The 26,249-nt window shown below is 64.2% G+C and carries 19 protein-coding genes; 8 read left to right on the plus strand and 11 right to left on the minus strand.

From position 1 onward, the window contains the following. Positions 1-46: 46 nt before the first annotated feature. The 3 genes from IPV69_RS25175 to IPV69_RS25185 all read right to left on the minus strand — a co-directional run bounded on the left by IPV69_RS25175 (position 47) and on the right by IPV69_RS25185 (position 3,002). Positions 47-496 (minus strand): M67 family metallopeptidase, encoded by a 450-nt coding sequence (locus IPV69_RS25175; protein ID WP_206292488.1) that lies wholly within the window; start codon positions 494-496, stop codon positions 47-49. 201 nt (positions 497-697) lie between these two features. Beyond that, on the minus strand, positions 698-1,672 hold the full coding sequence (locus IPV69_RS25180; protein WP_206292489.1) for a PLP-dependent cysteine synthase family protein: 975 nt from the start codon (positions 1,670-1,672) through the stop codon (positions 698-700). A 181-nt stretch (positions 1,673-1,853) separates the two neighbouring features. Next, positions 1,854-3,002, minus strand: coding sequence for a ThiF family adenylyltransferase (locus IPV69_RS25185; RefSeq protein ID WP_206292490.1), 1,149 nt, complete (start codon positions 3,000-3,002; stop codon positions 1,854-1,856). A 124-nt stretch (positions 3,003-3,126) separates the two neighbouring features. Between IPV69_RS25185 and IPV69_RS25190 the strand changes: the two genes are divergently transcribed. The 6 genes from IPV69_RS25190 (at position 3,127) to IPV69_RS25215 (ending at position 8,802) form a co-directional block, all read left to right on the plus strand. Next, positions 3,127-3,522, plus strand: coding sequence for a YlbF family regulator (locus IPV69_RS25190; RefSeq protein WP_206292491.1), 396 nt, complete (start codon positions 3,127-3,129; stop codon positions 3,520-3,522). A 67-nt stretch (positions 3,523-3,589) separates the two neighbouring features. Then, positions 3,590-4,708, plus strand: coding sequence for an AI-2E family transporter (locus IPV69_RS25195; protein WP_206292492.1), 1,119 nt, complete (start codon positions 3,590-3,592; stop codon positions 4,706-4,708). Between the two features lie 161 nt (positions 4,709-4,869). Beyond that, a complete protein-coding gene (locus IPV69_RS25200; RefSeq protein WP_206292493.1) occupies positions 4,870-5,274 on the plus strand; it encodes an EVE domain-containing protein in 405 nt (134 codons plus the stop codon). A gap of 83 nt (positions 5,275-5,357) precedes the next feature. After that, positions 5,358-5,921: a PH domain-containing protein gene (locus IPV69_RS25205; protein ID WP_206292494.1), complete on the plus strand. Its 564-nt coding sequence runs from the start codon at positions 5,358-5,360 to the stop codon at positions 5,919-5,921. A 78-nt stretch (positions 5,922-5,999) separates the two neighbouring features. Next, positions 6,000-6,881: an alpha/beta hydrolase gene (locus IPV69_RS25210; RefSeq protein ID WP_241179950.1), complete on the plus strand. Its 882-nt coding sequence runs from the start codon at positions 6,000-6,002 to the stop codon at positions 6,879-6,881. 109 nt (positions 6,882-6,990) lie between these two features. Next, positions 6,991-8,802: an NPCBM/NEW2 domain-containing protein gene (locus IPV69_RS25215; RefSeq protein WP_206292495.1), complete on the plus strand. Its 1,812-nt coding sequence runs from the start codon at positions 6,991-6,993 to the stop codon at positions 8,800-8,802. Positions 8,803-8,827: 25 nt separating this feature from the next. Here IPV69_RS25215 and IPV69_RS25220 read toward each other — a convergent pair whose 3' ends face one another. From IPV69_RS25220 to ligA, 3 genes are all read right to left on the minus strand, one after another. Next, on the minus strand, positions 8,828-10,510 hold the full coding sequence (locus IPV69_RS25220) for a putative transporter (protein WP_206292496.1): 1,683 nt from the start codon (positions 10,508-10,510) through the stop codon (positions 8,828-8,830). A 156-nt stretch (positions 10,511-10,666) separates the two neighbouring features. Further along, positions 10,667-13,138, minus strand: a complete 2,472-nt coding sequence (locus IPV69_RS25225; RefSeq protein WP_206292497.1) for a mechanosensitive ion channel family protein — start codon at positions 13,136-13,138, stop codon at positions 10,667-10,669. Positions 13,139-13,253: 115 nt separating this feature from the next. Next, positions 13,254-15,620: an NAD-dependent DNA ligase LigA gene (gene ligA, locus IPV69_RS25230; protein WP_206292498.1), complete on the minus strand. Its 2,367-nt coding sequence runs from the start codon at positions 15,618-15,620 to the stop codon at positions 13,254-13,256. Positions 15,621-15,959: 339 nt separating this feature from the next. Here ligA and IPV69_RS25235 point away from each other — a divergent pair, with 339 nt between their 5' ends. Then, positions 15,960-17,090, plus strand: a complete 1,131-nt coding sequence (locus IPV69_RS25235; protein ID WP_206292499.1) for a hypothetical protein — start codon at positions 15,960-15,962, stop codon at positions 17,088-17,090. Between the two features lie 70 nt (positions 17,091-17,160). Here IPV69_RS25235 and IPV69_RS25240 read toward each other — a convergent pair whose 3' ends face one another. From IPV69_RS25240 to IPV69_RS25250, 3 genes are all read right to left on the minus strand, one after another. Next, positions 17,161-18,477: a PQQ-binding-like beta-propeller repeat protein gene (locus tag IPV69_RS25240; RefSeq protein ID WP_206292500.1), complete on the minus strand. Its 1,317-nt coding sequence runs from the start codon at positions 18,475-18,477 to the stop codon at positions 17,161-17,163. Between the two features lie 276 nt (positions 18,478-18,753). Beyond that, positions 18,754-20,223, minus strand: coding sequence for a PQQ-binding-like beta-propeller repeat protein (locus tag IPV69_RS25245; protein ID WP_206292501.1), 1,470 nt, complete (start codon positions 20,221-20,223; stop codon positions 18,754-18,756). A gap of 57 nt (positions 20,224-20,280) precedes the next feature. Further along, positions 20,281-20,667 (minus strand): DUF2256 and DUF3253 domain-containing protein, encoded by a 387-nt coding sequence (locus tag IPV69_RS25250; RefSeq protein ID WP_206292502.1) that lies wholly within the window; start codon positions 20,665-20,667, stop codon positions 20,281-20,283. Positions 20,668-20,881: 214 nt separating this feature from the next. Here IPV69_RS25250 and IPV69_RS25255 point away from each other — a divergent pair, with 214 nt between their 5' ends. Then, on the plus strand, positions 20,882-22,096 hold the full coding sequence (locus tag IPV69_RS25255) for a helix-turn-helix domain-containing protein (protein ID WP_206292503.1): 1,215 nt from the start codon (positions 20,882-20,884) through the stop codon (positions 22,094-22,096). Positions 22,097-22,286: 190 nt separating this feature from the next. Here IPV69_RS25255 and IPV69_RS25260 read toward each other — a convergent pair whose 3' ends face one another. Then, positions 22,287-23,723 (minus strand): DUF1501 domain-containing protein, encoded by a 1,437-nt coding sequence (locus tag IPV69_RS25260; RefSeq protein WP_206292504.1) that lies wholly within the window; start codon positions 23,721-23,723, stop codon positions 22,287-22,289. A gap of 236 nt (positions 23,724-23,959) precedes the next feature. After that, positions 23,960-26,230 carry a PSD1 and planctomycete cytochrome C domain-containing protein gene (locus tag IPV69_RS25265; protein WP_206292505.1) on the minus strand — a complete coding sequence of 757 codons (2,271 nt, stop codon included), beginning with the start codon at positions 26,228-26,230 and terminating at the stop codon, positions 23,960-23,962. Positions 26,231-26,249: the final 19 nt, after the last annotated feature.

Genomic DNA, 26,249 nt, shown 5'->3' on the forward strand with positions numbered 1-26,249 from the left:
ACCTCAAGTCAGTCGTTTACTTTAACACGACTCATGGGCCTTGGGCTCATACCTGCCGAATCTCCTGCTTCGCAAACTGCTTCGTTTCGCCTTCCAGCACCCAACTGGTCATGTCCGTCGCCTTGCCCTTGGTGATCGCCACGATCACATAGCTGTAGAACTCCCAGGCGTGTTCGCGGTCGTATTCACTGGGCCGGGCCGGGTGGTCGGGGTGGCTGTGGTAGTAGCCGAGCAGCGTCAGGCCTTCCTTCTCCGCCGCTCGCTCGGCTTTCATCTGCTCGCGCGGGTCGATCGAGAACCGGTGGTACTGCTCGTCGGCCTCGAAGACGTTCTTGCCGACGATCAGTTTCTCGGTCAGCCGACGGACGTTGCCGGCGGCGTCTTTCACCTCGCGGCCGAAGATCATGCCGCAGATCTCGTTCGGATAGCCGACCTCGCCTTCGGATTCGATCTGGCGGAACAACGCGGTCGGGAGGATGAGGGGAGGGACGGGCATGATTCTGAATGACTCGTTAAAATCTGTCTTTTCTGGAACCCTGCTCGCGAAGTTCGAACGCTCAGTGGGGCAAAAACCGCTCGGAAGTGGCTTGCCCTTCGCCGTGGTACAGAAACTCGTATGACGATCCGCTAGACACCGCGGCGAAGGGCAAGCCGTTGCGACGCCGTTGGCGCGTTCGATCGTCCTGTCAGGTTCCGATCACGGCCACGTCACCGCATCGCCGGTCGTCGGCTCACTCCAGAACTCTTCGCTCAGATACTTCGCCGCCGAGTCACACAGCACCGTCACCACGACGGCGTCCTTCTGTCCGGCGTCCATCGCCTGTCGTGCAATCCGCATCGCCGCGTCCATATTCGCGCCGCTGCTGACGCCGACCAAATAGCCTTCCTCGCGGGCCAGCCGAAGCACCATGCGGTGGGCGTCTTCCGTCGCGACATCAATCTGGGCGTCGGCCAGCGACGGGTTGTAGATCCCCGGCACAATCGCCGACTCCATGTGCTTCAGGCCTTCCAGGCCATGCAGCGGGCCGTCGGGCTGCATGCTGATACAGCGGATCTTCGGGTTCAACTCGCGCAACCGACGCGTCGTGCCCATGAACGTGCCGCTGGTGCCCATGCCGGCGACGAAGTGCGTCACCCGCCCGCCGGTCTGCCGCCAGATCTCGTTCGCCGTCGTCTCGTAGTGCGCCCGCCAGTTGGCGTCGTTGTTGTACTGGTCGGGATAGAAGTACTTTTCCGGGTCGGCTTCGACGATTCGCTTCACCGCACGCTGGGCACCATCGGTGCTCTCGGTCGGGTCGGTCAGCACCAGTTCAACGCCGTACGCGATCAAGGTCTGCTTCCGCTCCCGGCTGGCGTTCTGCGGGAGACAGAGCTTCACCTTGTAGCCGCGCTGGGCACAGATCATCGCGTAGGCAATGCCGGTGTTGCCGCTGGTGGCGTCGATGAGGATTTTCTTCTTCGTCAGCAGGCCCCGGCGTTCGCCGTCGAGGATCATCGACAACGCCGCCCGGTCCTTCACGCTGCCGCCGGGGTTGTACCACTCGGCCTTGGCGTAAACCTCGACGGGCGCGACGTCACGACCCAGCTTCGGGAATGCGAGCAGGGGCGTATTCCCGATCAGGTCACTCAACTGGGCGGGCGACGACTGGATGTCCGGCAAAGTCTCCAACACTTTATTTCCTACTCATCCTATGGGTTTGGGCGGGGAAAGGCAAGAACCATCGCTTCATTTGTGAAGACGCCCACGGACAGCGGTCCGTGGGGTTCCCGAACTTCTCAACCCGACAGACCCACGGACGGCTGTCCGTGGGCGTCCTTTGTGGGCTTACTTGATCGACGCTTGTCACGCTCGTTCAGGCACCAACCCACTTCGCATAGACCGCACGGGCCCGCGCCGGATCGTTGACGCCGTGAACAATTGCCCGACCGTCGGGAAAAACCGTCAGCGAAACACCCGGCTCGCTTCCAAGGTCGCACTTTAGCAGATGAGCCGTCCTCTGCACGCGCCCGATGGCAGTCAACCGGTGTTCCAACATCACCAGGTCCATCCGACCGGCGACAGCCGGGCGAACCTGAACGGCGTTTCGCCCGCAGAGCGACGTCGAGCTGCCGTTACCGGCGGGGGCGTCGAGGAAATCGAAACGCCGCTGACCGCACGTCGGGCAGTCGTGCCGGCGAGCGTCGTCCAAGGAAGTCGCGCCGTAGCGCCCCCGCCAAAGGTCGACCCGGACGAGCTGATTGGGCGGCGTCGCTCCGACAAGGATCTGAATCGCCACCGTCGCCTGCATCGCCGCCACGATCGCCGCCGCCGCGCCGAGTACGCCGGCGGTATCGCAGGTCGCCAGTTCGCCGGGACTGGGCGGCTCTGGGAAGACACACCGCAGGCAGGCCGTCTGCCCGGGCAGGACAGGCATGACACGCCCCTCGACGCCTACGCACGCGCCGTACACCCACGGGATGTTGTGCTTGATCGCGACGTCATTGATGAGGTAGCGCGTTTCGACGTTGTCGGTGCCGTCGAGAAGGAGATCAACAGAAGGTGACTGCGAAGAATCGGGTGGCACGGGCAAAGGTACTCCTTTGCCCATGGTCGACGCTGCAGGGTGTTCGGCATGGGCAAGCGAGTACGCCTGCCCATGCCACCCTGCGCCATTGCCGCCGGACGCTCCGATCAATTCTTCAATGTTGCCCGTATGAACGTCCGCGACGATCGGTTCGATCGTCACTTCACTGTTGACGCGCGCAAGTCGGGAAGCTGCCGCGACCGCCTTGGGACTGCCGATGTCGGCTTCATCGAACAACACCTGCCGTTGCAGGTTGGTGATCTCAACGAGGTCGCGATCGACGATGCTCAGGAACCCGACGCCCGCGCGGACGAGTTGCTCGGCGATCGTCGTACCCAGCGCGCCGCACCCCACCAGCAGGACGCGCGCTGCCGCCAGACGGCGCTGGCCTGGTGCGCCGATCTGAGGGAGGAGAGACTGACGGTGGTAGCGGGACATTCCGGAGTTCAAAAGCAAATCGTCGCGCGTCAATGCGGCGGGCAAGCCCGCCGGCTAAACCGAACGCCCGCCTTGCCGGTCGGGTCGCCCCGACTATAGTAGTTCTCCCTTACGAAGGAGCGAGATGCCAGTCGATACGCAGCAGATCCTGTCCGAAGCCGAGAAGCTGGGCCAACTTGTGGCCACCCACCCGGCGGTCGCTCGCTTTAAGGACGCCCAGAAAGCCGTCGCCGGCGACCCCGAAGCCGGACGCCTGCTGCAGGAGTTCGACCGCACGCTCGACGCCCTCGGCCGCCAGGAACAGGCCGGCATGCCCGTCACCGACGCACAGCGCATGCAGCTCGAATCCCTTCAAACCCGTATTTCGTCGCACCTGAAGATCAAGGCGCTCAACCTGGCCCAGGTCGAGTTCGTCGATATCCTGCGGAAAGTCACCCAGACCATCCAGGCCCAGGTGCAGGGGACCGGCGGCGGGGCGGCACAGCCCGCACCAGCGCCGGCATCGAAGATCCTGATGTGATGAACCGCGGATCAGGGGCGGGGAATCGAGCCAGAGGTTAGAAGCGCCTTCGTCACCTTCTGAACCCATGAACACCGGCTCCACCCGGCAGATCGAACGCTTCGCCCGACTCGCGCTGGTCGGCGCCCTGATCGTCGGTTGCTGGCTGGTCCTTCGATTTTTCTTCGACGCGATCCTCTTCGCGATCGTCATCGCAATCTCAACGCGTCCGGCCTTCAAATGGCTGAACAACCGCCTTAAGGGGCGTCGCACGCTCTCAAGCCTGCTTTGCTGTGTAGGTGTTGTGCTCGCACTGGTGGGGCCGGCGTCGCTGCTGGCAGTTTCCGCCGCCGACGCGGGCACGACGCTGCTCGATCAGGTTCGAACCCGGCTGAGTGCCGGGCCCATCGAGCCCCCGTCCTGGATTCCCGGCATTCCGCTCATCGGTCCCTCGATCGCGGACAACTGGCGCAACCTCGCCGGCAGCCGGATGGAGCTCGTCCGCGCACTCCAGTCGATCGCCGCGCCCTTTCGCGATGCCGCAATCAACGCCGGCGGGGTGTTTGCCGCCGGCGTCGTGCAGTTGGTCATCGCGGTCTTCCTGCTTTTCTTTCTCTATCGCGACGGCGAGAAGATGTCCGTACGCTTCGAGCGCGCGTTCGAACGGGTGGCGGGCCCCGACGCCGCCGAGCTGATCGGGATCGCCCAGAACACCGTCCGCAGCGTGATGCTCGGCATGGTCGGCACCGCCGTGGCACAGAGCGTGGTGGCGACCGTCGGCTTCGCGATCGCCGGCGTTCCCGGCGCGCTCTTGCTGGGGGCGGCGACGTTCGTCACCTCTCCCGTCCCGTTCGGCCCGCCCCTCGTCTGGGGCGGCGCGGCGATCTGGCTCTATGCCAACGGCGACACCGGCTGGGCCATTTTCATGGTGATCTACGGCGCGGTCGTAATCAGTTCTGTCGACAACATCCTCAAACCCCTGCTGATCTCCCGTGGCAGCGGCCTGACACTCGCGCCCACTCTGCTGGGCGTGCTGGGCGGCGTGATCGCGTTCGGGTTCATGGGCCTGTTCATCGGACCGACCGTCATCGCCCTGGCGATCAACCTCGGCAAGAAGTGGCTCGACCAGCACAGCGACGAACCGGATTCCTTGCCCTCCGCCGCCGACCCGGCTCTTCCGCCTGCCGAGCAATCATCGAGTGGATAAAGTGCCCGGCGTGGTCCATAGCGCGGCGCACGGCGCGGCGCACAGCATGGTCCCCCACGGGCTTACAACAACCCCGCGACTTTGTACTTTGCCCAAACAGCACCGGGGACGATATCCTCCCCGACATCGACCGATCCTGCGCGACCGAAGGAGTGAACACCGTGGCCCGCTGGCTCCTCAAAACCGAACCCGGCACCTACAGCTTTGACGACCTCGTCAAAGACAGGAAGACGGTCTGGAACGGCGTCACCAATACGACCGCACTGAAGCACATACGCACCATGGCCAAGGGGGATGAGGTCATCATCTATCACACCGGAGACGAACGTACCGCCGTCGGTACCGCGACGATCACCTCCAAGCCCTATCCGGATCCCGAAGCGGACGACGAAAAGCTGGTGGTCGTGGACATAAAGGCCGGCAAACCGCTTGCATCCCCGGTGACGCTCGCGACGATAAAGGCCGACAAGGCATTCGCCGGCTGGGACCTGCTTCGTATCGGCCGGCTCAGCGTCGTGCCGGTCCCCGATGCGATGTGGGACCGCCTGATGGAACTGGCCGAGTAGGGTATTCGACGGTCTGGTGAGCTGGTAACAGGCTGTATCCTAACGAACCTCTGTCATTAACAGTCCAAGACCGGGAGGAACACATGGCTGAACAAAATCGTGAAGACCCCATCACCGGAAATCCGCTTCCGCACCGAGAGGCCGACGACACCGAGCAGATTTACTTCCAGGGCTCGCCGATGCTTCGCGCCGAAATCGCGACCGGCTGGCTCTGGATCCTGATCGGCCTGGTGGTGATCGCCATCCCCATCGCCTGGGGCGTTCTGGCCAAGGCCGGCAGCGGGCCGATCTGGTGGGTCTATCTCGCCGGCGCGGTCATCGGACTGATCATTATTCTCGTCCCCTGGATCAAGACCAAGGCGATCGCGTTCAAGATCACCAACTACCGGATTGACGTCGAGCGAGGCATCATTGCTCGCCGGATCAACACGATGGAGCTGTGGCATGTTGACGACATCAGCTTCGACCAAGGCTTCATCGAACGCGTGCTGGGTGTGGGCACGATCTTCGTCTACAGCAACGACAAGACCACCCCGAAGCTGCGGATCCACGGCCTGCCCAGCCCGCGGCCGCTCTTCGACTCGCTCAAGCAGCGGATCATCGCCGTCAAGCGGCAACGCGGCGTGATCAAGATGGATGTTGGCTGATCAGCTCGGCGTGACGAACAATCAGGAGGACAGGCATCTCCGATTGCCTGTCCTTCTTTCGCATCCGGAGCCGTGACCATGACTCAATCCACCGCCCCGACCTCCCGAACCGGCAAACCAAGGCGACGCCACCGACGTATCGCCGCCGTCTTATTGGTGGGCTACAGCATGTTGTGGATCTTCGGCGGATGCGCGGACATGTTCCTGCTCCATCCCACGACCGGGACGATTGCCACCGACGGCGCAACGCGAATGGAGATTCCTGTCGCGGGAACGACGCCGGTCGAAGTCTACGCCCGGCGGGTGAACGTCAGTCCCGGCAAGGAGCCGCAGGCTTTCATCCTGGTGTTCGACGGCAACGGCGGCCGCGCCGAAAATGCCGTCTTCTGGGGCGACGACCTTGCCCGCCAGCACGCGGTCGAAGTCTGGTCGATGAACTATCCCGGCTTCGGCGGCTCGCCGGGCAAGGCCAGGCTGAGCGGCATCGCCGCTTCGGCACTGGCGACGTACGACGCGATCAAGCAGAAGGCCGGCGACCGCCCGGTGGTCGTCTGGGGGGCGAGCATGGGCTCGACCGCAGCGTTGCACATTGCCGCCCATCGGCCGGTGGTCGGACTCGTGCTGACGAACCCGCCGCCGTTGCGGCAGCTCATTCTCGGGCGGTACGGGTGGTGGAATCTCTGGATACTGGCATTGCCGGTCTCGAGTGGAATCCCGTCCGATCTCGACAACGTCGCCAACGCCGCAACGGTCAAGTGCCCGGCGGTAATCGTCACGGCCCAGGACGACTTCACGGTGCCCGCCGGCTATCAGCAGAAGGTCATCGACGCCTACGCCGGCCCGAAGCAGCTCGTTCCCCTTCCCAATGCCGGCCACAACACACCGGCCGGCCAGTCGAATCCGACGGCTTGGTATGCGGCGATCGACTGGCTCTGGACACAGGTGGGCGTGGGGAACTAGGCCTAGGTGCCGGCGGGTGCCCGGGCGGAAAGATTCCGGGGCGGGCTCTAATGGGGACCGAAAGCAAACGTTATAACAGACACTTTGCTCACTGGTCTTCGGAGGATTCATGGAACGCCTGCTCGCTCTCCTATTGGTCGTTGTCACTGTTCCGCTGACGTCATCCGCCGCGCCGACCCCTCAGGAGGAGATCGCCGATCAGGTTCCCAAGGCCGTTGCGATCCTGAATAAGTGGCAGGCGGCCGACCCTGTACCAGCCGACCGCCGGCTTCACCTGGTCTACTGGACGCCCGCCGATCGCGAGCCGGCGCCACGGTATCGCGAACGCCTCAGTGCGATCTTTCTCGACATCCAGAAGTACTACCTCTCCGAAATGAAGCGGATGGGCTTCGGCGAGAGGACGATCAAGCTGCACACCGAGCCAGGCGGACTGCTGAAGATTCATCTCGTGAAAGGGGCCAAGCCCTACGAGAAGTACGACGTCAAGAGCGGCAGCGAGATCCGAAAGGAGTGCCTGCCGGTGCTGAAGGCCGCCGGAATCGACGCCGACAGCGAAACGATCGTGATCTTCTGCAACATGAGTAACTACGATGCCGCCGCCGGCACCGTTAATCAGAACAGCCCGTATTACGCCGGCGGTTCCAAGCGCGGTGGGACGGCGTGGCAGGTGGACTCCCCCATTCTCGACCTCGCGCTGCTCGACAAGAAGGAGCCGATGGTGAAGGACGGGCAGTACGGCCGAATCTCTGTCGGCAAGTACAACTCAATCTTCATCGGCGGCGTAGCGCACGAACTGGGACACGCGCTCAGCCTTCCTCACAACGCCGAGCGCCCCGATCAGAAGACCGCGTTCGGCACCGCACTGATGGGCAGCGGCAACCGCACCTACGGCGACGACCGTCGCGGCGAGGGACGTGGGTCCTTCATCACGCTCGCCCATGGCTTGCGGCTGGCGTCACTGCCGCTCTTTTCCGGATCGGCCAAGGGCATCGACCTCAAAGCAAGCGCCAGGCTGAGCGACATTGAGATCACCCCGGCAGAGAAGTCGTTCACCTTCAAGGCCCGGGTAACGGCTGACCCGCCTTGCTATGCGGTGGTCGGCTACATGGATCCGGCCGGCGGCAACGATTACGACGCAACGACCTGCACCGCCGTCCCGGACGCCGACGGCACGTTCACACTGCGATGCGACGCGCTCCGCAAAGGCAAAGCCGGCGAATTGCGCATCGTCGCATTGCAGGCCAACGGCGGGGGCATTGGCGATAAGACATATACCGTCGCTTACAACGTTGACGACAGCGGCAAGGTCGATCTCGGGTCGGCGATCGGCATGTTGAAGCTGGCTGGCATCGCCAAGGCGGTCAACGCCGGCAATGCCGCGGCCGCCAGGGACGAAATCGCGCGCCTGCAGAAGGAAAACGCCGACGCACGCACCCTGGAGATCGCCCGCACGTTGTACGGAACGATCGACTTCAAGTCCGGGCCGTCCCCGGCGGAACTCGAGGGCGAGACCTGCCATCTGAGCGAGGCGAGCTGGACCACCGCCCGCGTCGGCTGGGGCCGACCGACCGCCAACCGCCTGCCCGGTGATTCGGCGATCATTCGCGCCGGTGGCAAACTCTTTGTGCGCGGCCTCTACGCCCACGCGCCATCGGCATATGCCTGGAACCTCGACCGCAAGTGGAAGACGTTCACCGCACAAGCCGGCATGGCCGACGGCAACGACGGATCCGTCGTCTTCGTCGTTCTCGGGGACGGTCGGGAACTCTGGCGATCGGCGACAGTCAAGGCACTTGGGGTGGTCCCGGTCAGCGTGTCGGTGGAGGGCGTAAAGTCCCTGGAGCTTCGCGTGGAAAACGCCGGCGACGGCAACGCGAGCGACTGGGGCGTTTGGCTCGAGCCGACCCTGCGGCGGGGCTGAAGTCCGGCGTTACCCGCCACGCACGCTACACGAACGCAAGCACCAGCACCTGTGCCGCCAGCACACGCATCAGCATGACCAGCGGGTAGACCGCCGCATAAGCAATGCCCGGCGATTCTGACTGCGTGACGGCACCGGCGAACTGAAGCGCCGGCGGGTCGGTCATGCTGCCGGCGAGCAGGCCACAGAGAGACATGAAGTCGAGCTTCATCCAGCTGCGGGCGACAAAGCCGACCAGCAACAGCGGCACGGCCGTGATCACCGCCCCACACGCCAGCCAGTACAAACCTGGACCATCGGTAAGGGTGTGGAAGAAGTGCCCACCTGATTTGACGCCGACACTCGCCAGGAACAGGCAGATGCCTAGTTCACGCAGCGCCAGGTTTGCGCTCTGCGGCATGTACCAGACGAGCGGCCCGAGATGGCCGAGCCGGCTGAGGATCAGGGCGGCCGCAAGCGGGCCGCCGGCCAGGCCGAGCTTGACCGGCGCGGGCAGGCCAGGAAACGCGACCGGAATGCTCCCGAGGATTACCCCCAGGGCAATTCCGATGAAGATCGGCACCACCTGCGGGTGATTAAGCTGCTTGACGGAATTCCCGAGGTGTTGTGACGCCGCCTTGGCCGACTCCTCTTCCCCCACGACCGTAAGCACGTCGCCGAATTGAAGCCGCACACCGGGCGATGGAGGCAGTTCGACGTCGCCGCGGCGGACACGCGTCGCCCGAAGGCCGTAGCGATGATCCAGATTCAGTTCATCGACGGTCCGCCCGAGCACCTCCTTGCGGGTGATCAGGATCGTCTTCATCGCAAACTGCTTCGACGCCGAAACAAGATCCACCGTGCTTTCGCCGCCGACGACCATCTTGAGATCTTCCACCGCGTCCGGCGGGCCGACCGCCAGGAGAATGTCGCCCTGAAGGACGACCGTCTCGGGGTAGGCGATCCGCACCACGCCGTCCACCTTGTGAAGAATCCGGGAGATGACGACTTCGCCGCGGTCGGCAACGGGAATCTGCAGCAGCGCCCGGCCGTCGATGTTGGGATTGGTGACTTCGAGCGCAACGCGTGAGAGCGGCGGGGCGGGAGGATTGCGCTCGGCGATAATCTTTGCCTCGCGATCGAGATCGATCTTGAAGATGCTCCTGAACAGCAGCATCGTGAGGATGATTCCGACAATGCCGAACGGGTAGGCGATTGCGTATCCGGCGACCGCTGACGAGGAGGATGAGAAGCCCTTGGCTTCGCGAAGTGCCTGACCTGCCGCAGCAAGGCTTGGAGTATTGGTCGTGCCACCGGCGAACAGCCCCACGGCGCTTTCCATGGGTACGCCACCCACCTTGCAGACGACGATCGTCAGCAGAACGCCGAGCAGCACGATCGACGCGGCGGCGACGTTAAGCGGCAGCCCCTGCTTTCGGAGGGAGGCAAGGAACCCGGGACCGGCCTGTGCGCCGATGGTGTAGACGAACAGAATCAGTCCGAAGTCGCGGGAGAATTCGATCACCTGCTCGCTCAGCGCCTTGTCGCCGAGCCAGTGCCCGAAGGTCAGCCCCGCGAACAGCACGCCCCCGATCCCGAGAGACACGCCTCGAAATCGCAACGCGCCCAGGGCCAGCCCGAGCACCGCGACGACGCACAAAGCAAAAACGGTCAGCGCGACCGATTCGGGTTTCAGGAGGGAAAAGAACCAATCTCGAAAGACGTGCATGGCGACAACATTTCCGATCAGCGAGTAATGCGCGGTTCCTGCTGATCAACCTATCGGCAGATTGTTAAGGCAGCTGCCACGATCCGCGTCGGTGTGACAACCCGTTTCCGATATCGGATTTCGACCTACCGGAAACAGCCGCACATCGGACACCGATCATTTCAACACGATGCCGGCATCCTTCAGAGCCGTGTTCATCGCGATCGCCAGATCGCTGCGCGTGGCCGACCAGCTTTCGAACTCGTTTGTCCAGGCGCGCAGCTCGAACTTGATGGCGTCCCCGCCCAGGCCCAGGAGCGTGGCGCGCGGCGGAGGTTCTTCGGCCACCTTGGGATGTACCGCAGTCACCTTCGCCCAGAGCGCGATCACCTGGCGCGGCTCGGCCGCGCCGCCGACGGCAATCTCGAGCTCGATGTCGCGACCGCGGCCGGACAGCGTCCAGTTGGTGAGCGGATCGGAGATCAGGCGGCCATTGGGCATGATGATCTCGGCCCCGCTGCCCAGGCGGATGACGCTGGCGCGAATACCGATTCGTCGGACCGACCCGGTGTCGCCGCCGATCTGAATGACGTCGCCCACCTTGATCGGGCGTTCGAAAAGCAGGATCAGACCGGAGACAAAATTGTTGAAGATGTTCTGCAAGCCGAAGCCCAGACCCACGCCAAACGCGCCGGCGAGAATCGTGAACTTGGTCATGTCGTAGCCCAGCATCTGCACGGCCGTCGTAAAACCGATCAGCAGGATGATGTAGTGCAGCATGGTCGACACGGCATAAGGCAGGCCGCGGGCCATGTGGAAGCGGGGGTACACATCTTCCTGGAGAACGAAGCGGATAAACTTGGATATCAGCAGCGACGCCCACACCGTCAGCAAGAACGCCACCACCTGCCCCAGCGACAGCGAAAACGTGCCGACCGACAGTGTCGCGGTGAGAACGGACATCACGGCGTCAACGAAGATCTCCCGAACCGTCAGCATGTCGAGCGTGCCCAGCACCCATGCCACCAGCGCCAACCAGTTGACCAGTCGGCAGGTGCGGACCCAGACCAGCCTGCGGTTCTTGTTGATCGCCTGAAGCAGTGCCACCGGTCGCGTGCGGACGATCGCCATCACCAGTCCTTCGATGATGCGCGTGGCTGCGTAAAGGATGACCGCAAGATACGCGCTGCCGAGGACGGCATGACCCAGCAGCGTGCCCAGGCCCACATAGCCGAGGGCCGTTGCCAGCGACGCCACGATGAACAGGATCGCGAACGCACGACAGGTCAGGACAATCAGTGCTTCGACCGTTTCGGAGTAGTTGATCGCGGCGCGCACCCGGCCGGAACGGATGTACCAGATCAGCAGCCCCGCGCCGGCGACCATCTCGGCCAGCAGCAGTAACTGGTAGATGCGCGGTTCGGTCGCCGCGACCTCGCGGCACCGGTCAATCGTGAAGAAAATGCCGAGCGCGAACAGGATGGGAAGCAGCCGACGATCGAGCAGACGCCGCACGACGATGATCGTCGGTGCCAGCGCCAGTGCGACCACGATCGTCCAGAGCAGCCGGGGCGCGTGCGGGTACAGCCAACCTGAGAAAATCAGCGCCGTAATGGTTGCCGTCGCCACCGGCGACTCGAATGCAAGCGCCGACCGCTGCAGGCTGGGGTCTTCGACGGCCCAGCGCCGCGCCCAGCGGCGGATGCGGAAGAAGACCGGAATCAGCAGAAGCCAGATCCCTGCCTGCAACGCAAAAGCCATCGACCGCCTCAAGCTGTAGGCTCGAAACGCGTTCCACTGGGTTTCGATGGTCTGCTGCGTATCGGCGTTGACGGCACCCCGGCCGGTCCAGTCCCAGATCGCGGGATTGTCGCGCGTCAGTAGCCTGCTCCGCGCCGCAGCCAGCGCGTTGGCGACGGCGGCCTGCGAATTGCCGACGCGGACAGCAGTTTCGCGGACGCGGCTTTGCACGCTTAGAACCTTGGTTCGCCGTGCCTCGACCGTCTCTCTGGCCTGCTTGAGCGCCGCCACGACTGACTCGGCCTGCTGGATCAGTTCCGGCGGCTCCCTGCTGGCGCGGATGCTGTCGAGCGTGGGGAGCCAGAAGTTGTTCGACATCCCCGCGAGCGTCGACGCATTGTCCTGCAACAGCTTGGCCCGGATCGCCAGGTCTTCCTTCCACTCGTTGAGCTGCTCTGCCAGACCCTTCCATTCGGATTCCAGGCTGCGCAGGTCGCTCAGCGAAGGCGTGGCGCGAAGGAGTCTGGACGTTTCGGCAGACCGCGCGTCGACATCGCGAATCAGCTCCACCAGTTTCTCGTCGATTAACGGCACGATATTGTCGGCCGCCGACTCCGATTCGATTCCCTTGGCGATCTGAGCGTCAGGATCGGCCTTGACGTTGATGTCGGCAATCGGAATGGGCGGGGGAGGCACCACGACCGCGGGCTGGGTCGCGACCGCCGCGGGTACCGTTGCGGGGAGGGCCGGTGTCGTGGCGGGCTGTGTATCAGGCGCCGCCGGAGGAACGGACGCCGGGACCGACGCCGGCGAAGTCGCGGGCGCGGTCGACTGCGCCCGCACGTCGATCGCGACGAGGGTAAGAGCCAGAAGCAGGCAACGTGTAGCGAACCAAGATCTATCGGGCATGCCACCGTAGCTTAGCGGGAATCGAAGCGTAGTCGACGCCGGAAACAGCCACGCAAGCGGTGCGATCGACCACAGGATCGCAGCATTTCGCTCGCGCGTATTCGCCGGACCCGCCTCAGAAGAGCGAATCCGTCTCGTCGGCGTTCTTCGCTGCCTTGGTGGATGACCCTTCAGACTTGGATCGCCCGGACTTCGGCCGCACGCTCTTTGGCCGCTCGGGCTTCGGCGGCTCAGGGGATGAACTCTGCGTTGGGGCCGGCGTCTCGACCGCCGCCGCCGCGCCATCGACAGGAGCCGCGGCCCGGGCGCGCTCGATGAACTGCTCCTCGGTCAGCACTTCAACGCCCAATTCGCGGGCCTTTTCGAGCTTGCTGCCGGCCTCTTCGCCGGCGACAACGAAACTCGTCTTCTTGCTCACGCTGCCGGATGCCTTGCCGCCGAGCTGAACGATCAGTTCTTCGATCTGCTGTCGCGTCATCGTCTTCATCGAACCGGTGACGACGATCGTCTTGCCGGCAAAGAGCTGGCTCGCGACATCGGCGGCCTTCTTGACGTCCTGCTTCGGATCGACCCCCGCCGCCTGCAAGGCCCTGACGACTGCCAGGCTGGACTCGTTATGAAAAAAGTCGCGAACGCTGTCGGCGATGACATCGCCGATCTCGTTTACCGCCGACAGTTGCTCGGCCGTCGCCGACGCGATCGCATCGAGACTGCCGAACGCGCCGGCGATGACGTGCGCCACGCGGTTGCCGACGTGGTGAATGCCCAATCCCGCCAGCAATCGTTCGAGCTTCTGCCCTTTGCTCTTCTGAATGTTCTCGACCACCTTGTTCGCGACCTTCTCACCGACGGTCCGCGTCACGAGCTTCTCCCCCTGTTCGACCTCCGACGTCATGCCGGAAAGGTCCTCGGCTTTGAGCTGATACAGGTCGGCGAATGTGCGAACCAGGCCCTTGTCCACAAGCTGCTCCACCAGCTTGTCGCCGACGCCTTCAATATCCATCTGGCTGCGATTGCAGTACCACAGGAGCCGGCCTTTGATCTGGTCGGGGCAATCCTGGTTGGGGCAATACAGGTCGATGCCGCTCGCCAAGACCTCAATCTTCCCTGCGCAAATCGGGCAGGCCGCGGGCAGCTTCGCCTTCTTCACGCGAACTCGCTCGAAGTACTCACTGCATTCGTGGTTGAGACACCGGTAAGCGGCCGTGTCTTCCGGCAAGGCCTCGCGTTCGACATCTGTCTGGCAGGTGGGGCACTGCGTCGGCTCGCCAACGGTCTTCGCCCCCGCCGGCCGCTTCTCTTTGATCGCCTGCACGAGATAGGGAATAACTTCGCCGGCACGCTCGATGACGACCGTATCGCCGAGGTGCAGGTCGAGCTTTCGAATCTGGTCGATGTTGTGCAGCGTGACGTTGCTGACCGTGACGCCGCCGATGAAGACCGGCTCGACGCGGCCGACCGGGGTCAGGCTGCCGCCCTTGCCCACCTGCCAGTCGACGCTGTTCAGGATGGTCGGCTGCTGCTCGGTCTCGTACTTGTAGGCAATCACCCAGCGCGGCGCTTTGCTCGTTGCACCAAGGCGGTCGCGCTGGTCGAACGCGTCCACCTTCATGACGATGCCGTCGGTCATGTAGGGCAGTGTCGGGCGGATTTTTTCGAACGCGTGGATCTGTTCGATCGCCTCGTCCACGTTCGCGACATGCTTTACTTCCTTCGGCAGCGGCAATCCCCAAGCCCGAAGCAGTTGCATCCATTCCCAGTAGCTTCTTGCCGGGTTCGGCTCCACCTGCCCCAGGCCGTGCGCCAGGAACCGCAGCTTGCGCCTGGCGACGATCTTGGGGTCAAGCCGGCGCAGTGTGCCTGCGGTGAGGTTTCGCGGGTTGGCGTACGGCGCTTCGCCGTCGGCGACGATCTCCTTGTTCACCAACTGAAAGTCTGCGTTGTCCATGTAGACTTCGCCGCGGACTTCGACAATCGCCGGTACAGTATGCGCTTCGGACGATGTCAGCCGCAGCGGGATCGCGCCGATCGTGCGGGCGTTGATGGTGACGTCATCGCCGACGTTTCCCCGGCCGCGCGTCGCCGCCAGCACGAGCACGCCTTCCTCGTATCGCAGGCTGATCGACGTGCCGTCGATCTTCGGCTCCAGTACGTAGGCCGGCTGAGCATCGTCGAGCGATTTCTTCACCCTCTCGTCGAAGGCGCGCACCTCCTGCTCCGAGTAGGTGTTCTCGATGCTCATCATCGGCACGGCGTGGCTCACCGGCTTGAGCGCCGTCTGCACGTCGCCACCGACACGCTGCGTCGGCGAATCGGCGGTCAGAAGCTCCGGGTGCTGCTTTTCGAGATCGATCAGTTCCTGAAGGAGCTTGTCGAATTCGCGGTCAGAAATCTCCGGCCGGGCCTGCTGGTAATAGAGCTGGTTGTGATGGTTGATCTGCTGTCGCAGGTCGGCGATTTTCTTTTCGACGGATGCTGCCATGGGCGGTGTTCCCCGTGAGCCTTCGCCTTCGCCTGCGGGCCATTACCACGCCGCGGAAGTGCAGCGGCATGGTAGCCGCTTTCGTTGCAAAGGCACGAGGCGCTTTCGCGTGGCGGACTGCGGAACGTCACGCGATTTCGACGATCAGATCAAGTTCGACTGTCAGCGTCGTCGCGACTGCGTCTACATTGGCCGCTCGCCTCATTCGCTTACTGCGCGAACACCCACCCCTTCGGGGATGGCGCTAAAGGCGGACATCGAACGCTCGCACAGTAAGTACAATACTGGTTGTGCGACGCCGTTTAGACTGACGTCACTCCAACCCCAGGGAACGCGCTCATGATCAACCGTCGCACGTTTCTCGCCGCCGCCGCGGCGCTTCCGTTTGCCTCCCGATCGCGCACGCTCGCCGGCAGTGTCTCCGCGCGCGGGTCTGTCGTCTCCATCGATGGCCGCGCCTTTCACATCAACGGCAAGCCGACGTACGCCGGGCGAACCTGGGAAGGCAAGAAGATCGAAGGCCTGCTGATGAACAGCCGGATGGTGCAGGCGACTTTCGACGACGAGAACCCCGAAACGCGAAAGCTCTGGGCCTACGCCGACGGCTCGTTCGATGCCGACCGCAACACCAACGAGTTCATCGCCGCCATGCCCGAGTGGCGGCGGCACGGCCTGCTCGGCATCGGCCTGAATCTGCAGGGTGGCAGCCCGCAGGGCTACTCGAAGGACCAGCCGTGGGTGAACTCCGCGTTCGACTTCAACACCGGCGCGCTCAAACCGGCGTACATGGCCCGCGTCGGCCGCATCCTCGACAAGGCCGACGAACTGGGCATGGTGCCCATCGTCGGGCTCTTCTATTTCGGCCAGTCGCCACGATTGAAGGACGAGCAAACGGTCATCGCCGCGACCGATGCCGCCACCGACTGGCTGATCGATAAGGGATACACGAACGTGCTCGTGGAGATCGCCAACGAGTGCAACGTGAAACACACGCACGAAATCATCCGGCCGGCCCGGGCCCACGAGTTGATCGAACGCGTGCAACAGCGAAGCAAAGGCAAACTCAAGACACCGGCGGGGCGGCTGCTGGTCAGCACAAGCTACGGCGGGGGCACACTGCCGGGAGAGAATGTCGCAAAGGTCGCCGACTTCCTGCTCCTCCACGGCAACGGCATCAAGGAGCCGGCCAAAGCGGCCGACCTCGTGCGGCGAACGCGCGCCCTCAAGGCGTATCGCGATCAGCCGATCTTCTACAACGAAGACGACCACTTCGATTTCGACAAACCGGTAAACAACTTCACCGCCGCCACCGGCGAATACGCCGGCTGGGGCTATTTCGACTACCGCCTGAAAGGGGAAACCGCGTTCGAGGAGGGATATCAGAGCGTGCCGGTGAGCTGGGGCATCACGTCGGAAAGGAAGGAGGGGTTCTTCGGGTTGCTCAAGCGTATGACGCAAGGCACTCCGTAGGGTCCGCCTTGGCGGACGCGAGGGGTCGCAGGCGACCCGGGCCGGCGCTACGCGTCCGCCAAGGCGGACCCTACTTCAGCTCAAAGCACACCAGTTCCTTGGGGCCCTTGGCATACAGCCTGCCCGCATATAGCAACGGCGTCGACCAGACCTGCCTTACATCATCGAACGCCTGAAACTGGCTGAGCAACTGAATTCCGGTCGGAGACACGCGGGTCAGGCTCAGTTTTCCCTCTTCGCTCATGACGATCATCTTGTCGCCGGCGGCTTTGACGATCGATCCGCCCATGCCGGGGTTGAGCGCGCTGTCGTCAGCCTTCCACCGGCGACCGCCATCGGGCCAGGCAATCGCGATCAGGGAGCCGGGATCGCTGTTGCCGATGAGGGTGTCGCCGTCCAGGATCAGCCCCTGGAACTTGCTCTTGATATCCTTCTTCGCCCAGAGCTTCTGCGCCGCCGCGGGGGAGAGCTTGAGCATCATCCCGCCCATGCCATAGGCGCTGCTGACATAGAGATGCCGGTCGCGGTAGACCGGGGTGGTCGAGTTCACGCCGTAGCTGGTGTTCCAGGCTTCCCGCCAGATCGTAGCGCCGGTCTGGGGGTTCATTCCCAGGACGGCGTCGGCGGCGAAGACGACGAGCTGTTTCGTGCCATCGACATCGACGACCATCGGATGGGCATAGCTCCCTGATCCCGTCGCCTGGCTCTTCCAGGCGAGTTCGCCGGTCTCGACACTCAGGGCGACGGCGATGCTCGCGCCGCCGCCGGCCTGCACGATAACCTTGCCGTCGTAGATCAGCGGGCTCGACGCGGTTCCCCATTGCGGCGTCTCTCCGCCGACGGCCGCCAGCGCGTTTTTCTTCCAGACCGGCTTGCCGGACCTGATATCCCGGCACGCCACTTCGCCCAATCCGCCATAGGTATAGATGCGATCGCCCACCACGGCTGGCGTGGCGCGCGTGCCTTCGTAATCCTTCGTCCAACCGGCGTCGGATTCGTCGGTCCAGACCAGTTCCCCGGTCTGGGCGTTGAAGCAGCTCAGGTTGTCCTTGCCCTTGTTGAGCGAGAACAGATACAGGCGGTCCCCGACAGCGATCGGACTGGAGAAGCCCAATCCGACATCGGCCGTCCAGAGCCGCTTGAGGCCTTCCGTCGGCCAGGCGTCGCCGACCGCTTCACGGCTGATGCCGTCGCCACGAGGGCCGCGCCAGGCCGGCCAATCTTCGACGGCGGCGAACTTCTCGCCTTCGGCCGGCTTGTAGGTCTGCCGCACGCCGATGGACGTGTTGAGGTCCTGTCCCCGACATCCGCCCAGCCGCCCCAACAGCAGCGCGCCGCTGACGCAGGCCAGGACAACCGTCACGCTGATCCACCAGACGTTCTTCATCGCAAAAATCTCCCAAGGCAAGTCGGGGAATGATAGGTCAAGTGGTGGGGCAATGGACAGCCGTGACGGAAGATCGTGAGTCCCCCTTGTCCTCCTAAGGTACCTCAGGAGGATATGTGATTTCTTAAGGAGCCGCGCACGGAGTGTACTCACGGAGTAAGCGGAACCGCAGAAGGTTCGGGGCTCCTTCCCGCTTACTCCGTGAGTACACTCCGTGCGCGGCTCCTTAAGAAATCACATACTCTCAGGCTGACAAAACTTGCGATCCCGCCTGCATCACTCCCCCCGCAGGTCGTAACAGATGATCCTCGGATCCTTCTTCGATCGGCCGTCCGGGTTGTTCTGGCAGATGTACAAAAGTCCATGGCTCAGCACCGGCGGCGTCCAGGTCTCTGACGCCGCGAACAACCAGGCGCGCTGCTTTTCCTTGAACTCTTTCGGCGTCAGCTCCACTCGCAGCAGATGGCCGAACTCGCCGAGCATCCACATCTTTCCGTCGGCCTGCAGCAGGTGCGCGCGGTACGTCCCGGCGATCAGCAGGCGTTCGCCGACGGGTTCCTTCCATTCCGGCTGCATCTTCCACTGCTCTTTGCCGGTCGCGGCATCGACGCAGGCCAGGAATGCGTCGTTCGGTCCGTGCCCGTCCACGCCGTACAGGAATCCGTCCTGGTGAATTGCCACCATGAAGTGCGTGCCGAATCCCTTGTTTTCCCACAGTAGCTTGGGTTTGAAATCGGGCGTAATCTCAAGCATCGCGCCGCCGGACCCGTAGCACTCGGAAATGAAGACGCGGTTGCCGATCACGAGGGGGTTGGACGCGTTAACCGATTCGCGCCGATCGCCGCGCCAGGGGAAGGCAAAGTCGAGCTTTCCGTCGGCCGGATCGATGCAGAGCAGCCCACCGGTGACCGGCTCGCCAATGTTGGTCTCGCCGCCCGCGAAGACCAATACGCGCCGCTTGCCATGCAGGGTCGCCGGCACCGGCGACGCATAGCTCATCGCCCAGTCTTTTCCGGTGCCCCACACGAGCCCGCCCGACTTGCAGTCCAGCGCGATCACGCACGGGCCATCGGGCACCGCGCCGGCGTTGATGATCAGCTTGTCCCCTTCGATCAACGGCGTACTGCCGAGCCCGAAGAAGCCGGCGCGCAGCTTGAACTCCTTCCGCAGGTCACGCGACCACCGCAACCGGCCGGTCGTCAATTCCAGGCAGTGCAGTTTGCCTTCGTTGCCGAACACGTAGACCGAATCGTGGCCAATGACGGGCGTGGCGCGCGGGCCGTCCGAGTAGCCGTAGCGGTCGCGGTAAGCCGTGGCGTAATCGAACTGCCAGTAGCGCTCGCCGCTGGTGGCCGCGACGCAGTCCACGGTGTCGCGGTCGCCCACGCGATGAAACAGGATCAGGCGGTCGCCGATGACGGCGGGAGCCGCGTAGCCGGACCCCTTGTTCATCTCCCAGACCGCACGCGGGCCAGCCGCCGGCCAGGCGTCGAGCAGTTTGGTCTCCGGGATGACCATGTTGTGGTTCGGCCCGAGGAAGCTGGCCGAGTCCTCCGTCCTGGCACCAGCGGCGAGAGGCCGGGGCGCGGCGTGGAACGTGGCCTGGCCGTTGGGCTTGGCCGGCGGCGCGTCCATCGCCGCCAATGTGTGAACGGTCGGCGGAGCCGGATCGGCCGCGCGGACATGGTTTGCATTTGCAATCGATCCTAGGATTGCAAATGCAGTGAAGATCACTCGTCGTGACATGGCTGCTCCTTGACGCCGATCCTATCAGGCCGCCACCACCAGAACAGGTCGTCGCCCTTACCGGCGCAGCCGCACGCGAATCGGCCCCTTCGCGGCACTCAGATCAACTACCCGCCCGCGCTGCGTGATATCGACCAGGCCCCGATCCACCAGCCGCCTGGCCGCCCGCCGGGCATCCTCCATGAGCTCCCGCCAGCCGGCCGGATCGACAAGTCGCGCCGCTTCCGAAGGGCAAACCGTCGCGCCGACAGTCCGGCACGCCAGCAGATCGAGCAGGGCACGCTCGAGCTTCAGATCGACTTCGCCCACCCCTCTGCGCCGACACGCGTCGGAGCAATATTTCACGCCACCCCAATCGCGAGCCCATTTCTTCCGCCAAGTGATCCTGCGGCCGCAGGCGACACAGGCCTTTTCCGGCAGGGTTTCACGCGACGGGTTTGCCATGGCAACACAATAGTCGCGGGCGACAAGGGGCGCCCCGACCATCTTCCATCCTCGTCGACGATGCGCAAAACGTCGTCCGATGAATTGCGTAACGGCTGGCACCCTAACATCTGCGCCTCGGCCGCGACAATTTGCCGTGGTGCGACTTTGGGTATCCTGTCGCGAGCATGTCCAAGGTTTGTGGATAACCCGGTCACAACCTACAACCCGTAGTGTGTCCGCAGACAGATTCGACAACCCCGCCGCCCCCCTTCATTCGCACCAGATCCGCGTGGATACAGCCGAAGAGCTGGTCACCGTGCAGATCGGCGGCGAAGGGTCTGTTCCCGGGGGATTCGCCAAGTTTTTCAATCGAGTGGTCGATTCCGAGGCGTGGGCCCACCTCTCCGACGCCGGGCGTGCCGCTTACATTCCGATGGTTCGCTTCGCGGACCACCGCAATCAGTACCGAGTGCAAATCGGCCAGGCCTCGCTGATGAAGTACGCCGGGCTGTCTCGGTCGTCGATCAAGCGCGCGATCAAGGACCTACTGCAGAGCAAACTGCTTGTACTCGTGGAGCAGGGCGGGGTTACGCCTGACGGGCGGAACGAATCCAACCTCTACCAGCTGATGGTCCCGGTCGACCCACGACCCCGACTTGGCACACCTGAAACGCCAACGGCGATCCCGTGGACCCACCGCAGCGCGGCAGGCATGGCAAGGGACGAAGCTCTCCGTCCGAACCCCCTCCCGGTCCAGCCGCGAACCCCCTCCCGGTTCGAAGTCGAACCCACCGCCGGGCCCGCCGAGAACCCGGTGGCGGGTCGGTCGCGAACCCCGTCCGGGGCGCGAAGAACCCACCCGGGTACGGTCACCGCTGACCCCCAATTAAGAAGCATCAAAGAAGTAGAAGACAACAACACGTCGTCACGCCTACCCCAACCTGTGGTACCCGTTCGGGAAGCGTCTACCGATGCTGCTGCTCTTTTGGTGGAGAATGGCGTAGAGGCACCAGTCGCTCGGAAGCTCGCCGGCGAGTTTCCCGTTTCGCGAATCGTCGATGTCATCGACACGATGAGGTTCCGCGCCGCACGCGGCAAGTGCGATAACCCCGGCGGATTCATCCGAGATGCGCTGGTCAAGCAGTGGCAAACGCCCCGTGCGGTGGTCGATGCCCGGGCCAAGGCCGAGGCCGCGGAGAAGTCCCGCATCGCGTCGGAACGGCAACGTCAGGCCGAGCAGGCAAAGGTCGCGACGGTGAACGCCGAGGACCGTCAGACCGAGCAGCTCATCGCCGCGCTGGACGACGACGAGCTGGAAATGCTCGCGATGGAGGTCCTGAAGAAGTACGACGGCAACACGGCCGTCCTGGCCGTCCTCACCCGCAAGCCGCCACGGCAGTGCCGCCTGATGAAGATGGAGATCGCGGGGATGCTGGGGCGGGGTTGAATGCTGTTTGCCGGCCTGGCTTGGCGGGCCGAAGATTCACCACGAAGCCGGGAAGGGCCATGAAGAACTACGGGCCCGCGCAGTCGCTCCATCTGTCATCCTGAGCGCAGCAAGGAACAACTCTTCTTCGTGCCCCTTCGTGTCGTTTATTCCTTCGTGGTGAATCTTCAGGCCGCTGAACCGGCGAGGTTCACGCCAAGACCTGCTTCACCACGTCCCCGCTCACATCCGTCAGCCGGAAGTTCCGCCCCATAAACGGGTAGGTCAGCCGCTTGTGGTCGAGGCCGAGCAGGTGCAGCGCGGTGGCGTGCAGGTCGGGGACGCTGACTCCGTTCTCGACGACGTTGTAGCCGAAGTCGTCCGTCACGCCGTGGACCACGCCACCCTTCACGCCGCCGCCGGCCAGCCAGACGCTGAACGCGCGGGCGTGATGGTCGCGCCCCTTGCCGGCCTCGGCGGTGGGAGTGCGGCCGAACTCGCCGCCCCAGATCACCAGTGTGCTGTCGAGCATACCGCGGCTCTTGAGGTCGCGCAGCAGCCCGGCGATGGGCACATCGGTCTCGGCGCAATGCAGGTCGTGGTTCTTCTTGAGGTCGTCGTGCGCGTCCCACGCCTTGGGGCCTTCGTTGCCGCCGCTGTAGAGCTGCACGTACCGCACGCCACGCTCGACCAGCCGGCGGGCCAGCAGGCAGTTCCGCCCGAAGTGCTGCGATACCTTGTTGTCGATGCCGTAAAGGCTTTGCGTGGCGGCGGATTCTTTGCTGAGGTCCACCGCCTCGGCGGCGTGGGACTGCATGTGATACGCCAGCTCGTAGCTGGCGATCCGCGCCGCCAGCGCGCTTTCGCCGGGGTTCTCGGCCAAGTGCTTTTCGTTCCACTTGGAGAGTAAGTCGAGCCGGGCGCGCTGCTGCTGATCGCTCACGCCGGCCGGCGGATTAAGGTATGCGATCGGCGTCGCGCCCGACCGGAACGGCACGCCCTGGTAGTTGGCGGGCATGAAGCCGTTGGACCAGTTCATCGCGCCGTTGACCGGCGCGCCCTGGTGGTCCATCAGCACGACGAACGACGGCAGGTTGGCGTTCTCGGTCCCCAGCCCGTACGTCACCCACGACCCCATCGCCGGCCGCCCGGCGAAGCGCGACCCCGACTGCATCTGGAACAGCGCCGGCCCGTGGTTGTTGCTCTCGCAGTGCATCGACCGGATGACCGCCAGCTCGTCGGCGAGCTTGGCGACCTCGGGGTATTTCTCGGAGATGTCGATCCCGGCCGAGCCGTACTTCTTGAACGCGTACGGAGACGGCATGGCGGCGTTCTTGGTCTTGCCCGCCATGAACGCGTCTTCAGGCCGAAAGGTAGGGATCGGTTTGCCGGCGTATTTTTCGAGCGTGGGCTTGGGGTCAAAGAGATCGATGTGGCTCGGCCCGCCGTACATGAACAGGAAGATGACGGCCTTGGCTTTCGCCGCGTAGTGGGGAACATTCGCGCCGCTGATGGATGCCGCCGAAGCCAGCGGGACACCGTTCTCGGCGGCGCGCGCCGCATCGGCACCCATCATGCCGCGCAGGGCAAACAGCCCAAACCCCGCGCCGGTGTTGGCGAGCCATTGTCGGCGTGTCCAATTCAACATCGCGTCTCTTTCCCCCTCTCCCCTGTACTCGGGGGAGAGGGTTGGGGTGAGGGGCCGAACCGAGACAACGGGAGTCTTTAAGGAGCCGCGCACGGAGTGTACTCACGAAGTAAGCGGGAACCGTGACGGTCCGGGCCCCATCCCGCTTACTGCGTGAGTACACTCCGTGCGCGGCTCCTCAAGAAATCACAACCTCTGAGGTACTCCGAAGAACCTACGCACAGGGCAGAGCAGGATCAATCCACATACACAAACTCATTACTGTTCATCAGCACGTGGCACAAATCCGCCAGCGCCAGCTTCGCCGATTCATCCCGCTTGCCGGCTTCCTTATGCATCGCCGTCTGCTGCGCGACGAACGCCGTCGCGTCCTTCAATCGCTCGGCGTCGATCGGGCGGGCCAGGGCCAGTTCGTACGCGAGCGCGATCTGGCCGGGGATGTCGTTGGGCACCGCGCGCTGGACTCGTACTGCGAAGTACCGCGCCTGCTCGTTCACGAACTCATCGTTCATCAGTACCAGCGCCTGCGTCGGCACCGTGCTCACGCCTCGCTCACTGCACATCTGGCTGTTTTCCGGGGCGTCGAAGAGTTCGAGGATCGGCAGCCGCAACTGTCGCTTGGCGTAAACATAGACGCTCCGCCGCCAGTGCTCGCTCGACTCCTTCGTCACGGTCGGCCACTTGTTGCGCTGGCTGGCGACGAGCAGTTCCGGCGGGATTCGCGGCTTGATGCCGGGGCCGCCCATCGTGTCATTCAGGTTCCCCGAGACCGCCAGCACCGCGTCGCGAACCGCCTCGGCCTCGAGCCGGCGTTTGCCCATCCGCCATAGCAGCCGGTTCTCAGGGTCGGCAGCGAACGCGCCCTCGCTGAACTGCGACGACTGCTGGTACGTCGCCGACGTCATGATGAGCCGGTGCATCGGCTTGAGCTGTCCGCCGCGGGCGACGAGTTCCGTCGCGAGCCAGTCGAGCAGGAGCGGATGGGTCGGCCGTTCGCCGCTGAGGCCGAAGTTGCTCGTCGTCGGCACGATGCCCCGGCCGAAATGATGCTGCCAGAGGCGATTGGCCATCACGCGCCAGGTCAGCGGGTGGTCCGGCGACGCGAGCCATCGCGCCAGCTCCGCCCGGCGGCCGGTGGAGGGCGCGTCCTTCGCCGGCTCGGCAAAGTGGGCGGCGACCGACGCCAGCGCGACGGGCACGCCGGGCTGCACTTCCGGGCCGATGTTCTTCCAGTCGCCGCGCCACAGCAGGTTCGTCTTGCGCGTTTTGGCCGAGGTTTCGACCATCGCCATGATCGCCGGGGCTTTGGGGTCGGGCTTGGCGGGTTTGGTAGCGGGTTTGGTAGCGGGCGCGGTGGTCGCCCCGGGAGCGCGGAGCCCCAGCTCCGCATTTTTGCCGGCGGAGCTGGGGCTCCGCGTTCCCAGGACCGGCCTGCCCGCGGCATCGAGCGAGACTTCTTTCTTCGTCGCGCTGTTAAAGACCGCCAGCAGCCGGTAGTAATCGGTCTGCGGGATGGGGTCGTACTTGTGGTCGTGGCAGCGGGCGCAGCCGATCGTCAGGCCGAGAAAGACTGCCGACGAGGTGGAGATCAGGTCGTCGAGTTCATCGAGGCGGTGCTTCTCGGCCTCCTGGCCCATGTTGTCTTCGTTGCTCGGCCCGTTGCGGCAGAAGCCCGTCGCGGCAAGCGCGCCAGCGTCTCCTGGTGCAACTTCATCACCGGCGAGCTGCTCGGCGATAAACCGGCCGTACGGCTTGTCGGCATTGAAGCTGGCGATCACGTAGTCGCGATAACGCCAGGCATTGGGGCGATCGAGGTCGTTGTGAAAGCCGGAGGAGTCGGCGTACCGCGCCAGGTCGAGCCAGTGACGCGCCCACCGCTCGCCATACCGTGGCGAAGCCAGCAGCCGGTCGATCAGCTTCTCGTAGGCGTCGGCGGAATCGTCGGCGACGAACGCGCGAACCTCTTGCGGCGTCGGTGGCAGGCCGGTCAGGTCGAACGTCGCCCTGCGGATGAGCGTCACCCGATCCGCCGTCGGCGACGGCTTCAATCCCCTGGCCTCCAGCTCGGCCAATACGAACGCATCGATCGAATTGCGCGCCCACGCCTTGTCCTTCGTGGCTGGCGGATCGACGCGTTTCATGGGCTGAAACGACCAGTGATTCTGCGAGGGTAATGTCGTCGGCGCGGCCGGCGGCGCAGTGGCCTTCAGGCCGTTAATCCATTGGGCGATCGTGGCAATATCATCCGCCGCCAACTGCTTCTTCGGCGGCATGTGCGGGTCGGACTTGGCGTCGAGCAGCTGAACCAGCAGGCTCTGCGAAGCCGCCCCGGCGACAACGACGGGGCCGGAACTCGCGCCTTCGAGCACCTTCGCGCGCGAGGTCAGGTCCAGACCCGACTTCTTCTTCGCGCCACCGTGGCACTCGACACAGTGGGCGGCCAGGACGGGTTGGACGGATTTGTCGAAGGCGGGATCGATGTCGGCGGCGCGGGTGGCGGACGACAACGCACTGAAGGCGAATATG

The organism is Humisphaera borealis, from assembly GCF_015169395.1.
Classification (GTDB): Bacteria; Planctomycetota; Phycisphaerae; order Tepidisphaerales; family Tepidisphaeraceae; genus Humisphaera; species Humisphaera borealis.